This window comes from Corynebacterium sp. HMSC074H12, from assembly GCF_001813755.1.
Lineage (GTDB): Bacteria > Actinomycetota > Actinomycetes > Mycobacteriales > Mycobacteriaceae > Corynebacterium > Corynebacterium hiratae.
On the sequence record NZ_KV813917.1, the window covers coordinates 1 to 15032 of the forward strand.

Below are 15032 nucleotides of genomic sequence, written 5' to 3' on the forward strand. Positions count from 1 at the left end.
GCACGCTCGGCTCTTCGCTCGGTTCCTCACTCGGGCTCTCGCACTTGCACTTGGTGCCTACGCGTAGCTTGCGCGGCTGCGGGTCCTTGATGACCTCTTCAGAGGTTTCCGGGTCACCGACTGGCTTGCCGTTTTCGAGCTTCCAGGTCTTGGTGATCTCCTTCTCACCGAAGGCACCAGCCTGGTCCTCAACAACCTTGCCTACCTCGAGGTTCGGGTCGTACTCGATGATGGTGTCGAACGGGGTCTTTTCGGTGTGCTTATCGGTAAGTTCGGTCTGGTTCTTGGCCGGACCAACCTCGATGATCTGTTTGACTGGGTCGCTGATCTTATCGGAGGAGTGTTCCTTGGTGATCTCACCGTTCTCGGCGTTGACCTTGACGGTGTGCTTGATCTCGCCCTGCTTGCCCTCCTGGACAACCTTAGTCTCTCCAGGTTGCAGGTCAGGGTTGACACGGATCTCGGTCTCGAATGGAGTCTTCTCATTCCACTCGATCTGCGTGGAGGCAGGCTTGCCCTTAGTACCGACCTTGATGATCTTATTGACCGGCTCGGTCACACGCTCGGTTTCGGTCTTGGAATCTACGACCTTCGAGTTCTCGATGGTCAGCGTCGTGGTGACCTTGTCCTTACCGAGCTTGCCTTCTTGGACAGTCTCCTGCTTACCCGCTTCCATCGTGTCATCGAAGATGACCGAGGTTTCGAATGGCACATCCTTGACATACTCACTGGTGTGAGTGCCTTCCGACTTAGTGCCCACGCGGATGATCTGCTTGACCGGCTCCTTGGTGCGCTCAGTCGTCACAGTAGGATCGCCGTCCGGCTTGCCGTTGACGATCTTCTGAGTCGAGGTCACAACCTCGGTGCCAAGTTCACCCTGCTGGTCAACCTTCTGTTCGCCCTCCTTGAGAGAGTTGTCGAAGACGATCTCAGTCTCGAACGGAACCGGCTTCTCTACCTTGGTCACCACAGAGGTGTCCTCGGGTGCCGGACCATACTCGATGATCTCGTTAACAGGAGCCTTGGTCTGCTTCTCCTCCGGGGTGACCGTTGCCTGGTCACCCTTGGCAGTGAAGTCAGCGGTGTAGGTCTTCTCGCCAGGCACGCCCTTCTGGACGACCTTGATCTCACCCGGCTTCAGCTCCGGGTTCGGACGGGTAATAACCTCGAACGGAACCTGAGCAGTCCAGGTGACCTTCGAGGAAGCCTCAGACGGCTTGGTACCAACCTTGATGACCTGATCAACAGGCTGCTTGGTAATCTCCTCGGTGATCTGAGGGTCGCCAGGCTTCGAGTTGACGATCTCGCGCGTGATCGTGACCGTCTTCTCACCAGGAACACCCTCGGTCACAACCTCAGACTTACCGGCAGGCAGGTTCGGATCGAATTCGATCTTCACACCGAACGGAACCTCAGACTTAACGGTCTCAGTGTTGGTGCCGGTGGTCTTGGTGCCAACGCGGATGATCTGCTCGGTCGGCTCCTTCGTGCGCTCAGATGTCACGACCGGGTCGCCCGAAGGCTTTCCGTCCACGAGCTTCTGAGTCGAGGTCTCAACTTCGGTACCAACCTCACCCTTTTGGTCAACAACCTGCTTGCCGGCTTCGAGGGAGTCGTCGAAGATCACCTTGGTGTCGAACGGAATCGGCTTCTCAGTCTTGGTCACCAGCTCGCTCGGAGCAATGCCAGGGCCGTACTCGACGATCCGCTTGACAGGCTCCTTGGTGGTCTCTTCCTCGACGACCTCAGCCTGATCGCCCGAAGCGGTGAACTTAGCGGTGAAGGTCTTCTCACCGTTCTCACCTTCCTGAACAACCCGGGTTTCACCAGGCTTCAGGTCCGGGTTCTCGCGAACCTCGGTCGGGTAAGGAATCGGAACCGTCCACGTGACTTCCTTGGCGCTCTCGGCAGGCTTGGTGCCGACGACGACGACCTCGTTGACCGGTGCCTTGGTTTGATCCCAGGTGCCGTCCTGGTTCATCTTCTCTTCGCCAGGCACACCCGTAGTCTCAACCTTGTAGGTACCGGCAGGGATGGTGTCGTCGTACTTGTACTCGACCTTGAACGGAACCTCCCGCTTCGGAACGTCGATGACGTTGACCGTTGCGGTGGTGTTGTCCTTAGAGCCGTCCTCGTAGGTCACGATGACCGGAACGTCGATCTTGTCGCCCGGCTTCGCGGTCTCCGGCGCGGTGGAGATTACGTTGCCCTTGTCATCCAGGCCGACGATCCAGTCGCCGTTAGCCGTCTTCACCTTGTAGGTGGGGTTGCCGAATTCGTTGTTCTCACCGGTGGCTTCGAGGCCCTTCGGGTTGATCATGAACGGCTTGTCCGCATCAAGGTTGATCTCTGCAGGCTTCTCGACGCCAATCGGCGAGGTCGCCGTGCCACCCGGGTAGACCGTCTGGGACGGAACAACCGGCTCAGACTCCCAGGCGTTGGTCAGCTTGACCACGGTGGTAACCGGTGCCTGAGTCGTCAGACCACCTGGGGCGTTAACGGTTACCGTGACGGTGTTCTTGTCACCTGGCTTAGCATCGGCCGGCGGGGTGGAGGAAACTTCACCGGTCTTCGGGTCAATGGTGTACTTCCAGCCGTTGACTTCCTGAGAAAGAACCGGCTTGCCGTCCTTTCGACCAAAGGAGAAAGTCGAGCCGTCAGGCGCGTCTTCAACCTGGTGCTTCACTGCCTGGCCAGGAGCGGTGGTTTGGACGTTGTAGTTCGCCTTGATGTCGCCCTTGATAACGACGACAGTGCCGACAACCGTCTGCGGCTTCTGCTTGCCTTCATCGCTGTAGTGAGCCTTGACCGGAACGTTCAGGATGTCGCCTTCCTGCGCACCCTTCGGGATCGTGGTCGTAATCTCACCAGTCTTCTCGTCAACGTAGACGGTCCACGTCTTGCCATCCTTGCTAGTAAGGGTGGTCTGGTTGGTGCCATCCTCGAAGGTGTAGCGCGTCGGGGGTTCATCGGTCGTGTTGCCGCTCAGACCGCGCTCCGGGATTTCGGGAGTGAGGCTGACGCTCGCGTTCGGCTGACCAGTCACTGTGTCGTAGGTCGGGATCTTGATGTCCACGATCGCCTGGAACTGGACCTCGATCTCATCCGTGGTCTGGTCCGGGTAGGTTGCCTTCACCTTCGGGGTGATGACGGTTCCCGGTGCAACAGAGTCGTCTGCTTTCGCGGTGACCTTGCCGGTGTCATCGACGGTGACGGTCCAGCCATCCGGCACAGTAGACTCGTCGATCTCGAACTTGGCCGGGTGGACCGGCTTATGGCCCTTCATGATGGACTTGGTACCCACCTGAACGGTGATGTCCTCATTCAGCTTGCCCTTAGACAGACCAGGGCGCACCAAGTCAGTGACCTGGGTGTTGTTCGGGTCAACAACCACGAGCAGCTCAAGCTCATCAGTGGAGCCGTTGGAGTATTCAACGATGACCTTCGGGCGAGCGAAGGTGCCCGGCTTCGGCTCTTCCGGAGCGGTGACAGTGACGTTGTAGTTTTCGTCCATCTCGACGGTCCAGCCGTCGTACACGTACTTCTCATCCAGCTCAACCTTGGCTTCGAAGCCGTTATCACCCTTCTTCTTTGCCAGGTCCTTGATCAGGTCAGGGGTCTGGGTGAAGGTGACCTTCTGCGGCTCGGTAGCAATCGGCCCAGTAGCACTATCGACGCCGGAGATGATCGAAGCATCCGTCTTGTCGTACTTCGGGGTGTGGTACTCGGTGTCATCAAGGGAGAACGCCTTCGAGTCGATGACGTTTGCCTTGTTGTAGCGAGTCAGCGAGTTGGAGCTGTCGAAGGTAGCGCCTTCCCCGAAGTTGTTGTTCTCGGCAGCCGCCTGGAGCTGGTCCACGCTACGCGGCTTTGCCAGAACGGAGAAGTTCACGTTCTTGTCAGTTGCCAGGTCGGTACCGCGGTACTCAGGCCAGGTGAAGAAGATTTCGCCGGTCGTTTCGTCGATACGCAGGTTCTGCGTACCGCCGGATGCGGCCGGGTCCGTGGTGCCGATGAACGCGCCGTTGCCATCGTAAGCCTCCACGACCATGCGGGACATAGAGTCGTCAGTGCCACCGTTCTGCACAGCAGGAACATTGACCTTACCGACCTTGGTTTCCTCACCGGGGACGATGACGTGCTTTTCGAAGTTCTCCCACGACACCGTGATCGGGTTACATTCGATGTTCTCGCTCGGCCACGGGTTCACGACGGCCGTAAAGCCTGCAGATTCTCCCCGGGTGGCCCTAGTCCTTGGGTCGGGATTTTCCTGCTTATAGTTACCCTGCCAGGCGTAACGTACCGGGTTGGCGGCGGCGGCCTCAGCGAACTGCTTGACTTTCTGGTCAGTCAGTTCCGCGTTGAGATTTAGGTTTCGTTGTTGCCTAGAAGCAGTAATATCGAGGATTTCGTCGGCCTTGTGTGTGACTGCCTTGTCAACAAGGGTCTGGCCCGCATTCATAGCGGGGATTTGCGCTGCATCGAGGTACGCACCCATAAGGCCTGAATTGGTAAAGCTCCAATCAGCGAACGTGCGGTCCTTCGAGTTGTCAAAGGAAACACTCAAGCCCCAGGCTTTCTTGTTGGGGCTTTCCGCAGCCGGCTCAGAGGTATACCAGCTGAAACCAGCCTGGCTGCCCTGCTGAGAGTTTTCCGAGACAACACACGAACCAGCCGGGAGGTCGGAAGCCTTCTGAGCATCCTGCTCCACCGCTCCCGACTTGTCGCGGATACCCCCAGAGAACTCCGCGGCGGTGGCCTCGGGGACGACAGTATTAAAAGAGGTGATACTGAGGCCGCTCAGCGCGAGTGTAATAGCAGAAAGAGCTGCCACCCCTTTACGGGAAGAGCGCCTACGGGCGGAGCCACTTCGTGGTGCATTCATTCCTTAAGTCCTTTCAAATGCAGTACCCTGCCCCACCCCACAGTGCGGAAACCCGAAAGCCGCGGCGGCTTCTCAAGACATTTCCTCACAAAATCATTTAGGAATTGACAGGAAATAGGCAGGCGAACGCTAAAGATAGTACCCGGCTACACAGAAAACCGCAAGAAAAATAGGGTTTTACCTGGAATCTTTAAGAATAAGTACACAACTATGTGTGAGCTATAGATTTCCTGAAACCGCCCACTCTGCGAGACACTGATTGGTTTCCGTACGTAGGGAGTGGGGCGGTTCGGTGGGACGTCGCCAAGCAGGGCGTGTCCATCGCCGTTATATGCAGTCCCGTATCGCCACCCCCAGGCGCCGAGGACTGCGCCCCCTAGCTTGTCTCTTTTAGGATTCCTCGTGGACCAAATCCGAGCCACCGGAAGAGTTGGAGTCGCCTTCCTCGTTGAGGTTCTGCATGAGGTTGGCCTCCATCCAGGCGCGCACGGTCTCTTCAAAGTCCTCGGAGTCGTCTACTTCCTTCACCACTTCATCGAGATCCTGCGCGGTGAGGAACTTGGTAAAGGAGGCAACTTCCAGCTTCTCATCGCGGTTAAATAGCCCGTCTTGGTAGACCACGACGTAATTCTGTGGAAGCTCCGGCTTTGAATTAGGGCAGCCTGCGGCACCGGCAGGCTCCACCACGGAGACCTCCGGTGGCAGCGAGGCCATGAGCGCGACGTGGGTGCGCTCCAAAAAGTCCACGTCCTTGGTGCCCTCTTCCTTGGCAGCCACGTAGTCCTTGGAAATCGCGCGGGCTTCCTCCGGGTTGTAGACGCTTAAGAATTCACCCGTGCAGCCCACGAAGAAGTTGCCGTTAGTGCTGACCCCGCTGATGTGCTCCCCTCCTTGACGCACCAGCTTTGGCTTCTGTGAAACGGTAGCCGCGCGTCCCTCATCGCGCAGGGTCTGGCGGTAGATCTCCGCCAGCACGCGCTGCTCATGGGATGTCGGGTCAATCATGATGGTGATAGGCGCCGAGTTCACTGGGTTCGGATCCGGCTTGGGTTCATACCCGGAGCAGGCGCTTAACGACGCCCCCGCAACCCCCACCAAGGCCACCCCAACAACGCGGGCGAAGGTGCGGGAACGTGCAATAAGGCGGGGCATCAGAATCAGGCGCATTCTTTCTATTCAACCGGACATGCAGCGCACATGTCGCTGTTCTTCAGGGTTCTCAGTCCGCAGCGCTGGGCCGCGGCATCTGGCTGAATTTTACACACCCCGCTGGCCAGACGGCGGTGTGGCTCTCCCCGATAGCAAGTGACTAGACTAATGCGCGTTATGACTAGCGCTATTACTGAATCTTCCGTTCGCGACGCGCTCACCCGCGTCGATGACCCAGAAATCGGACGCCCCATCACGGAGCTCGGCATGGTGAAGTCCGTAGCCGTCAACGGTCCGGACGTGGACATCGAGCTTTATCTCACCATCGCCGGCTGCCCGATGAAGGGCACCATCGAGTCCAATACCCGCGCGGCCGTGGCGGAGATCGACGGTGTCGGCAACATCAGCATCTCCATGACTCCGATGAGCGACGAGCAGCGTAAAGAGCTCAAGCAGAAGCTGCGCGGCGGGCAAGCCGAGCCGGAGATCCCCTTTGCCAAGCCCGAGTCCACCACCCGCGTGTTCGCGGTGGCCTCCGGCAAGGGAGGCGTGGGCAAGTCCTCCGTCACGGTGAACCTGGCCGCTGCCTTGGTCAACAAGGGGCTCAAGGTGGGCATCGTGGACGCCGATATTTACGGCCACTCCGTGCCCAGCCTGCTGGGTTCCACGGCGGGCCCCACAGTGCTTGACGACGAAATGCTGCTTCCCCCCATCTCCCACGGCATCAAGCACATTTCTATTGGCCAGTTCGTGGAGGGCAATGCGCCGGTGGTCTGGCGCGGGCCGATGCTCCACCGCGCCCTCCAGCAATTCCTCGCGGACGTCTTCTGGGGTGACTTGGACGTGCTCCTGCTCGACCTGCCGCCGGGTACCGGCGACGTTGCACTGTCGGTGGCCCAGCTCATCCCCAATGCGGAGCTGCTGATTGTGACCACCCCGCAGGCGGCCGCGGCCGAGGTTGCCGAGCGCGCCGGTTCCATCTCGCAGCAAACGCGCCAGCGCGTGGCCGGCGTGATTGAGAACATGGGTGCGATGGTCATGCCGGATGGTTCCACCATGGATATCTTCGGCTCCGGCGGCGGCACAGTAGTGGCCGAGCGCCTCAGCGTGCTGCTGGGCCACGAGGTTCCCCTGCTGGCCAGCATCCCGCTGGATCCGAGCCTGCGCGCGGCTGGCGATGCCGGAACCCCCATCGTTATTTCCGCGCCCGACTCCCCCGCTACCCAGGCCATCAACAAGGTGGCCGATTCCATTGCCGTACGCTCCGATTCCCTCGTGGGCAAGAAGCTTGGCTTGGGTGTCACCCGCAAGGGCTAAATAACCCTTAGGTGACGTCCTCCCAGGAGGAGCTGCCCTCGCCGGTGGATGCATTTCCGCCGCGCGGGGGCTGTGTCGTTTTAGCCGCCTTCTCCCCCGCCGGCTGCTGGGCGCCAAGGTCCGGATAGACCTGCGAATAATCGAAGGTCGGCCGGCCAGTGTTCTGCTCCGGCGCTGGCTGTGCCGGCCCCTGCTGGTTATGCGCGGGTTGGTTGTTTATTTCCGCGTCATGCTCATACGGGCTGGTGCTCTTCTTGATGTCCTCAGCCATCTTCTTCGGGTTGAAGTCGTCCCAGGCGGAATCGTCGCCGTCGAAAAGCGCCTTGGTGATAACCCCGCGCGGGCCCATGCGCGTCCATTCCGCCGCCTGGCTCAGGGGCACCCGGAGGTCATCGAACTCCGCGCCGAGACCGCTCATCTCACCGTTGAGCTCCGCCTTGGCGTTCGCAATGGCCTTGCGCGCGGCGTAGATAGCCGCGCGGACGTCCATAATCACGCCGGGCAAGCGCTCGGGGCCGATGATCACCAGCCCCAGCAGCACGATGACGAGGATCTCTACCCAACCAATTGAGGAAAACACGAAACTATCTTAACTACTTCGCTAGAGGTAACTGGGCGACGGGCGCGCGGAAGGCTTGGGGCTCTTCTTAGCCCCGCTGGTTGTGCCGGATGGCGCGCACAACCATCTCCACCTTGTCCAAGAAATCCTGACGTGGCTGGTGCGCAGGCGCTTCCGCATCCGGCCCGGGCCCTACGCCCTGATGAGCGATACCTGCAAGCTTCGCCATCAGGGAATCAGGAGCCTTGACATGGGATTCCACGCTGCATTCACGAACCCACTCGGCGGCGTTGCGCTGGTGGTGGATTTCTGCCCGGCATTCCGGGCAGTGCACGAGATGGATGCGTACGCGGTGGGCATATTTGGCGGGCATCTCGCCGTCGACGAAAGCGACGACCGCCTCGGGCCCCAAATGGCCGATGGTATCTGCCCGCTGGGCGCGGGCCTTCGCCTTATCGCGGACTTTGGCTTGGGCCTCGGTGAAGAATCCGGACAGACTCAGGGACTGGCCGTCGCTGCTATGTCCTTCTGCTTTCACCTCAACGTCACCTCACCTCAGTGCGCGCTCCTCTGCCCTAGGCGGCAGAATTCTCGCGGTCTCAGACTTAAACGCTGCCCAGTCTAGCGCGTACGCAGCAGGCTGCGGGTGTCTGCGTTGCTCTCGGCTTCCTTCTCCAGAGCGGCACGCAGCTGGGAACGGCCGCGGTGGATGCGGGAGCGCACGGTGCCCATCTTGACGCCGAGGGTTTCGGCGATTTCGTCGTAGCTCATGCCCACGACATCACAGAGAACCACCGCCACGCGGAAATCCGGTGCGAGGTTATCCAGCGCGGACTGCAGCGCCGGATCCAGGTTAGCTACCGAATAGGCCTGCTCCGGGGTCATGTCGGTTCCGGGGACGCGCTCATAATCCTCCGGCAGGGCCTCCATGCGGATCTTGGAGCGGTGGCGGACCATGTCCAGGAAGAGGTTGGTGGTGATGCGGTGCAGCCAGCCCCCAAAGGTTCCCGCTTGGTACTTATCCAAGGAGCGGAAGACACGCATGAAGGTCTCCTGCGTGAGGTCTTCAGCATCGTGCTGGTTGCCGGAGAGGCGGTAAGCCAAGCGGTAGACATCATCGGCGTGCTCAGCCACGAGTTCACCCCAGGAAGGCATATCGGCTTGGCCGGCGTCGAACGCAGCGGTTCCGGTCAACTTCTCAGTTTCAGCGCTGGCATCATGGCTGCCAGTGGCGGAGGAATCGGTGGAACGGTGAGCGTGCTCAAACTCGCGCTGCTGTGTGGTCATGCCGAATATCTTTCTATAGTGCGCGTCGAAACTCCAGCCACGGCCCTGTGAGCAGCCTGTGAATCCGTCACAACGCTTACATGCGCTTCTTGCGTCACAGCTGAGGAGAGTTGTGGGCGATTCTCGGCACGCAGCTGTGGCGATTTCACTATGGTTTTCTTTTGTGACTACTACGGCTTATGACGCAATGCGAACCTACATCGAATCCACCAGCGAGGTCTCCGAGGTTCTCGCCGGCGCTCGCGCCCACGCGGAGGAGTACGGCCTGCCAGCCCCGGATGAGGCAACCGGCCAGTTGCTCACCACGCTCGCGGCGGTTTCATCCGGCACCACCTCGCGGCCGCAGGCGGTGGCGATTACTCCCGCAGCATCCGTCGTGGGCCTCTATCTGCTTGCCGGCATGCCAGAGAACGGAATCCTCACCTGCATCGATCCGGAGGCAGAGCACCAAGCCAGCGCCAAGCGAACCTTCCGCGAGGCCGGCTACTCCCCCAGCCGCGGCCGTTTCTTACCCTCGCGCCCCCTCGACATCATGGGCCGTCTGGCTAATGACACCTACCAGGTGATCTACGCCGAGGTCCCCGCGCTCGACATGCCTGCGCTGCTCAAGGCCGCCTGGCCGCTGCTGCACCAGCACGGCACTTTGGTGCTGGCCAATGCGCTTCTCGACGGCACCGTGGCCGACCCCTCCCGCACCGACCGCGACACCGCCGCTACCCGCGAGGCCGACGAGGTTGCCCGCTCCCTCGAGGGCGCGGCCGTGACGCGCCTGCCCTACGGCGCGGGCCTGACGCTCATTACCAAGCTGTAGCCGCCTTCTGAAACTGCCCGATCTGCCAAAACCATCGCCCGTTTTTCGATCGGCACGGAGACTTTCGTCATTTAGGGCACCGTTGGTTTAGCCACTGATACGTCTCCGAGCAAAACCCCGCCCTGTGGCGCCGGTGTCCTTCTTTGCGCCCACTTTTACTCCTTCTCCGTTCCCACCCCCGCCCTTCGCGCTCACCATGGGGCTTCACGAGGCGGGCCGCGCACTTTCGGTGAGCGCGAAGGGTGTGTTGTTGCAGGGTGTGGTTGTGCCGCGCGTGTTGTTGCAGGGGGTGGTTGTGCCGCGCGTGTTGGTGCAGGGTGTGGTTGTGCCGCGCGTGATGTTGCAGGGGGTGCTGTTGCTGGGAGTGTTGCCGCGCAGGCTCCTGAGGCAACCCGGAACTCGTCGGCGCCATCAAAGCCACGGAAACGGGCGTGGAGTGGACTTCAATCCACCCGCACGCCCGCTTAAACTACTGTGCTGTCTCGCGGCTTAGACCTTTACGTTCTTACCCACGACGACCACGCCACCTTCGGAAACCTTGAAGCGCTCCTCATCGCGCTCGCGGTCCACGCCGATGATCGCACCATCGCTGACCACCACGTTCTTGTCCAGGATGGCGTGGCGGACCACCGCGCCGCGTCCAATGCGCACGCCCGGCAGGATGACGGAGCCTTCCACCGTCGCGCCATCGGCCACGTGCACGTCCGAAGAGAGCACAGAGTTACGCACCGTACCGCCGGAGACAATGCAGCCCGGAGCCACCATCGAGGACTGGGCGATACCGTTCTGCACGAACTTCGCCGGCGGGAAGTTCGAGTCATCTGTGGAGTGAATAGGCCACGAGCGGTTGTACAGGTTGAAAATGGGGTGCACCGAAATCATGTCCATGTGTGCCTCATAGAAGGAGTCGATGGTACCGACATCGCGCCAATAGCCATGGTCACGCTCCGTAGAACCGGGCACCTCATTGGCCATGAAGTCGTAGACGTGTGCCTGCTCACGCTTCACGAAATAAGGAATGATGTTGCCGCCCATGTCATGCGCGGAGTCCTCATTCTTTTCGTCTTCCAGCAAAGCGTCGATAAGCGCCTGCGTGGTGAAGACGTAGTTGCCCATGGAGGCGTAGGTCATGTTCGGATCATCCGGGGTGGCCGGGGGATTCGCAGGCTTCTCGACGAACTCCGTAATCGTGCCCATCCCATCCGCCTGGATGCAGCCGAAGGCAGAAGCCTCCGAGCGCGGGACGCGGATGCCCGCCACGGAGCAGTCCAGGCCAGTCGCGATGTGCTCCTCCACCATCTGGGCCGGGTCCATGCGGTAGACGTGGTCGGCGCCAAAGACGATGACGTAATCCGGCTTCTCGTCATAAATCAGGTTCAGCGACTGCAAGATGGCATCGGCCGAACCGTTGTACCAACGCTTACCGCGGCGCTGCTGGGCGGGTACGGAGGCGATGTACTGCGGAGTCGGGCCAGACAGGTTCCACGCCTGGGAAATGTGGCGGTCCAAAGAGTGGGACTTGTACTGGGTTAGCACCGCAATCTTGAGGTATCCGGCGTTAACGAGGTTGGACAGCACGAAGTCGATCAGGCGGTAGGAGCCGCCGAAAGGAACGGCGGGCTTAGCGCGGTCTTCCGTCAGCGGAAAGAGGCGCTTTCCCTCGCCGCCGGCAAGGACAATGGCAAGGACATTAGGAAGGCTTCTCACACCACCCAACTTATAGACATTTTCCGCATCGTGCAGTAGAAGTTTGCGTGTTTTTACCCCCTTTAACCTCCCTCACCCCTCTTGCGTGCTTCCTTCGTGTTTGCGTCCCAAAGCCGCTGCGCGCCGCGCCCGAGGCGCGCGATAGGAAGGTTTAGCGCGCGCTGCGGAATGTCCGTATTCTGGCGAGTATGAGAGCCGGAATTTTTTCTAAGGAGTATCCGCCTGAGATTTACGGTGGAGCTGGCGTCCATGTTGCAGAGCTCACCCGTTTCATGCGCGAGATCATCGATGTCTCCGTCCACTGCATGGGGTCTGAGCGCGACGAGAAAGACGTTTTTGTCCATGGCGTTGACCCCGCATTGAAGGATGCCAACGCTGCGCTGCAGACACTGTCTACGGGTCTACGCATGGCCAACGCCGCCTCCGACATCGATGTGGCTCACTCGCACACGTGGTACACGGGCCTTGGTGGGCACCTCGCCAGCCGGTTGTACGGTATCCCCCACGTGGTTACCGCGCACTCCCTCGAGCCGCACCGCCCGTGGAAGCGCGAGCAGCTGGGCGGCGGTTATGAGGTCTCCTCTTGGTCGGAGAAGAACGCGATGGAATACGCCGACGCCGTCATCGCCGTATCTGCCGGCATGAAAGATTCCATCTTGGATGCCTACCCCCGTATCGACGCCGATAAGGTGCATGTGGTCCTCAATGGCATCGATACGCAGGTGTGGCAGCCGGGTGAGTCGGCGATGCTGGATAAGTTGGGCGTCGACAAGCAGCGTCCTGTCGTTGCCTTCGTGGGCCGGATTACCCGACAGAAGGGCGTGAAGCACCTGCTCAAGGCGGCCCAGAGCTTTGATGAGGATATCCAGCTCGTGTTGTGTGCGGGCGCGCCGGATACGCCGGAGATTGCGGCGGAGACCGAAGCCCTCGTGGAGGAGCTGCGTTCGCAGCGCGATGGTGTGTTCTGGGTTAAGGACATGTTGTCCCGCGAGGAGATTAAGCAGGTCTATTCCGGTGCCGATGTGTTCGTCTGCCCGTCGATCTATGAGCCGCTGGGCATTGTTAACCTCGAAGCCATGGCTTGCGGCACCGCGGTCGTAGCCTCCAATGTGGGTGGCATCCCGGAGGTCGTCGTGGATGGTGAGACCGGCGTTTTGGTCAATTACGATGCCGCTGATGAAGCCACCTTTGAGGCTGATCTCGCCGCCGCCGTGAATCGAGTGGCCGCGGACAAGGAACTGACGCAGCGCTATGGCAGCGCCGGTCGCCAGCGCGCGATTGATGACTTCTCGTGGGCTACCATCGCGCAGCAGACCGTGGACATTTACCGTTCGTTGATGTAGGAAGGACTGCCGTGACTCTTAACGAACCGCCTCATCGCCCAGAACTACATTTCGTTCCCGACACCGGGATCCTCGACGCCCCCGCGGGAATCGTCCGCGACGGTAACACGTGGCACCTGTTCCACCAGTACCGGCCCGCGGCTGACCAGCCCGCACGCTGGGGCCACTCCACGTCTGAAGAAACAGCTTTCGAGTGGCTCGACTGCGACGACGTCCTAGCCCCCGTGGGCGGAGAGCTGTCGCTGCGTGCTGGCTCCGTCGCGGAGGGTAAGGACGCGCTCAACTTGTATTTCACCTCGGTGACCTCGGTGGGCACGAGCGTGCGCCTAGCGCGTTACACCGACTACGCCGATGAATGCGTCGTCTCCGATGACCCTACGGCGCTCGACCCGGATGTCGTCCGCTTCGGCGAGGCTGTCGGAGCCAGCACCAATCACGACCGCTTCCGCTCTCCCTCTGTGGTCCCAGATTGGGCCAAGGAGGACCGCGAGGAAGGCCACGATGGCTGGCTCATGCTTGCGCTGACCGGGCACTCGGACGCGCCGGTGCCGGTGATCCTGGATAGCCCCGATGGCGAATCCTGGACGCTCCTCGGGCCGTTGAGCTTCGACGGCGACCCCGGTTTTGAGGAGGGCGAGGTTCCGGCTACCTCCCCCATCCCGCCGGTGGTCTCGCCGCGCTTGGTGCGCCTGCGCGACGAGGTCGATAGGGAAATCTACGATGTGCTCTTCGTGACCTTAGAGCGCGAGGGCCGCGATGTTTCCGGCTATATCGTGGGCCGCCTTGATGGCACGGTGTTCACCGTGGCGAAGGGTTTCCAGCGCGTGGACTTTGGCCACGATTTCTCCCGCCCGCGCAACACCAACACCACGACCGGAACGATTCCGCAAGAGCGCCGCTACGACCGTGCGGTCATCCTCGGTCTGCTCAACGGCAACGGTCGCGGTGACGACGCCACCAAGCACCCATCCTGGGAGGCGGAGGGCTGGGCCAATAGCCTGTCGCTGCCCCGTGCGGTCACGCTGCAGGGCGGTGTGCTGTACCAGACCCCGGCGGAGGGTCTGCCGGATGCGGTGAAGCTCTCCGATTATGCCCAATCCTGGACTGGTGTTTTGGAGGTTCCGGAAGGCTCCGCCGTGACCGTCACGCTGAAGGACAGTAACGGTGATGCCGCCGCTGTCATCCGCCACACCGGCTCCGAGATCAGCCTGGATCGCTCCATGTCGAAGGCCTTTGATCACTACTTCAAGGACTCTGCTCCTGCGGTGACCCAACTGGCGGAGGGCGATTCGGACACTCTCACCGTCATCCAAGACGGCGCTAGCGTTGAGGTGTTTGTGGACGGCGGCTTGGTGGCTATGAGCTCTCGTATCTACTTCGAGGGCGGATGCTCTGCCATCGAGGTCAGCACGGAGGGCGAGGCTGTCATTGAGCAGTCGTGGAGCCGAAAGGGCACCAAGCGCTCTTAATCGCATCGCGCGTGTGTTGAACTATAAGAGGAGGACCGGGATGACCGGTCCTCCTCTTAATGCGCTCCCCTACCCTTCGCGCTCACCGTGGACATCAAACAACCACCGCGGGCGCGGCCGGTGAGCGCGAAGGGAGATTAGCGAGGATGCCCTCGAGCGCCAGCGGGACCACGCAGCTGACGCGCGTCACTCAGCCAGGCCGGGCCTCACTCCGCCCTTCGCGCTCACCGTGGGCTTCAGACAACCGTCGCGTGCACTGCCGGTGAGCGCGAAGGGAAGTTTTGGTAGCCGCGCGGCGTCAAGGCCGGACCGGGGATGTAGCCATGAAATGCTGAGGATGGACCGGGGATGTAGCCATGAAACCTGACTTGGCTCAAATTAGTGCCGAAGGGTTGGGGTGGTGATGGTGTTGACGAGGGTTTGGATTTCTGGGGGTAGTGGTACGGCGGCGTGGATGGTTTCGCTGCCAATGACGAGTTGAAAGCTGCGGTATTTCTTGAGTGTT

The 15032-nt window shown here is 60.8% G+C and carries 10 protein-coding genes; 4 read left to right on the plus strand and 6 right to left on the minus strand.

Translation table 11 applies throughout. The features are described 5' to 3' along the window. Window positions 1–4834 (minus strand): G5 domain-containing protein (locus HMPREF2932_RS07705; protein ID WP_246818643.1); only part of this gene is annotated, 4834 nt, incomplete at its 3' end. A gap of 441 nt (window positions 4835–5275) precedes the next feature. Beyond that, window positions 5276–6052 carry a hypothetical protein gene (locus HMPREF2932_RS07710; protein WP_070547274.1) on the minus strand — a complete coding sequence of 259 codons (777 nt, stop codon included), beginning with the start codon at window positions 6050–6052 and terminating at the stop codon, window positions 5276–5278. Window positions 6053–6211: 159 nt separating this feature from the next. On the opposite strand from HMPREF2932_RS07710, the gene HMPREF2932_RS07715 reads away from it, so the two are divergent. Next, on the plus strand, window positions 6212–7351 hold the full coding sequence (locus tag HMPREF2932_RS07715; RefSeq protein WP_198531323.1) for an Mrp/NBP35 family ATP-binding protein: 1140 nt from the start codon (window positions 6212–6214) through the stop codon (window positions 7349–7351). 7 nt (window positions 7352–7358) lie between these two features. Here the strand turns inward: HMPREF2932_RS07715 and HMPREF2932_RS07720 are convergent, their stop codons facing one another. The 3 genes from HMPREF2932_RS07720 to sigE all read right to left on the minus strand — a co-directional run bounded on the left by HMPREF2932_RS07720 (window position 7359) and on the right by sigE (window position 9197). Further along, window positions 7359–7931: a twin-arginine translocase TatA/TatE family subunit gene (locus HMPREF2932_RS07720; protein WP_070516831.1), complete on the minus strand. Its 573-nt coding sequence runs from the start codon at window positions 7929–7931 to the stop codon at window positions 7359–7361. Between the two features lie 67 nt (window positions 7932–7998). Then, window positions 7999–8448: an anti-sigma factor family protein gene (locus HMPREF2932_RS07725; RefSeq protein ID WP_046648303.1), complete on the minus strand. Its 450-nt coding sequence runs from the start codon at window positions 8446–8448 to the stop codon at window positions 7999–8001. An 83-nt stretch (window positions 8449–8531) separates the two neighbouring features. Further along, window positions 8532–9197, minus strand: a complete 666-nt coding sequence (gene sigE, locus HMPREF2932_RS07730) for an RNA polymerase sigma factor SigE (RefSeq protein WP_070516829.1) — start codon at window positions 9195–9197, stop codon at window positions 8532–8534. 163 nt (window positions 9198–9360) lie between these two features. Between sigE and HMPREF2932_RS07735 the strand changes: the two genes are divergently transcribed. After that, the gene (locus tag HMPREF2932_RS07735) at window positions 9361–10008 is read left to right on the plus strand and encodes an O-methyltransferase (protein WP_070516827.1); all 648 of its coding nucleotides are present in this window, start codon (window positions 9361–9363) and stop codon (window positions 10006–10008) included. A gap of 489 nt (window positions 10009–10497) precedes the next feature. Here the strand turns inward: HMPREF2932_RS07735 and glgC are convergent, their stop codons facing one another. Beyond that, complete coding sequence (glgC, locus tag HMPREF2932_RS07740; protein WP_046648300.1) at window positions 10498–11715, minus strand: glucose-1-phosphate adenylyltransferase; 1218 nt, start codon at window positions 11713–11715, stop codon at window positions 10498–10500. Window positions 11716–11903: 188 nt separating this feature from the next. Here glgC and glgA point away from each other — a divergent pair, with 188 nt between their 5' ends. Continuing rightward, entirely contained in the window at window positions 11904–13058 is a 1155-nt protein-coding gene (glgA, locus tag HMPREF2932_RS07745; RefSeq protein WP_071409943.1) for a glycogen synthase, read from the plus strand. Window positions 13059–13069: 11 nt separating this feature from the next. Then, entirely contained in the window at window positions 13070–14527 is a 1458-nt protein-coding gene (locus tag HMPREF2932_RS07750) for a GH32 C-terminal domain-containing protein (protein WP_071409944.1), read from the plus strand. The last annotated feature ends 505 nt before the right edge of the window (window positions 14528–15032 follow it).

Bases quoted from the DNA above. Each gene is read 5' to 3' on its own strand.
- HMPREF2932_RS07710 (WP_070547274.1), bottom strand. From the start codon at position 6,052: ATGCGCCTGATTCTGATGCCCCGCCTTATTGCACGTTCCCGCACCTTC.
- HMPREF2932_RS07715 (WP_198531323.1), top strand. From the start codon at position 6,212: ATGACTAGCGCTATTACTGAATCTTCCGTTCGCGACGCGCTCACCCGC.
- sigE (WP_070516829.1), bottom strand. From the start codon at position 9,197: ATGACCACACAGCAGCGCGAGTTTGAGCACGCTCACCGTTCCACCGAT.
- glgA (WP_071409943.1), top strand. From the start codon at position 11,904: ATGAGAGCCGGAATTTTTTCTAAGGAGTATCCGCCTGAGATTTACGGT.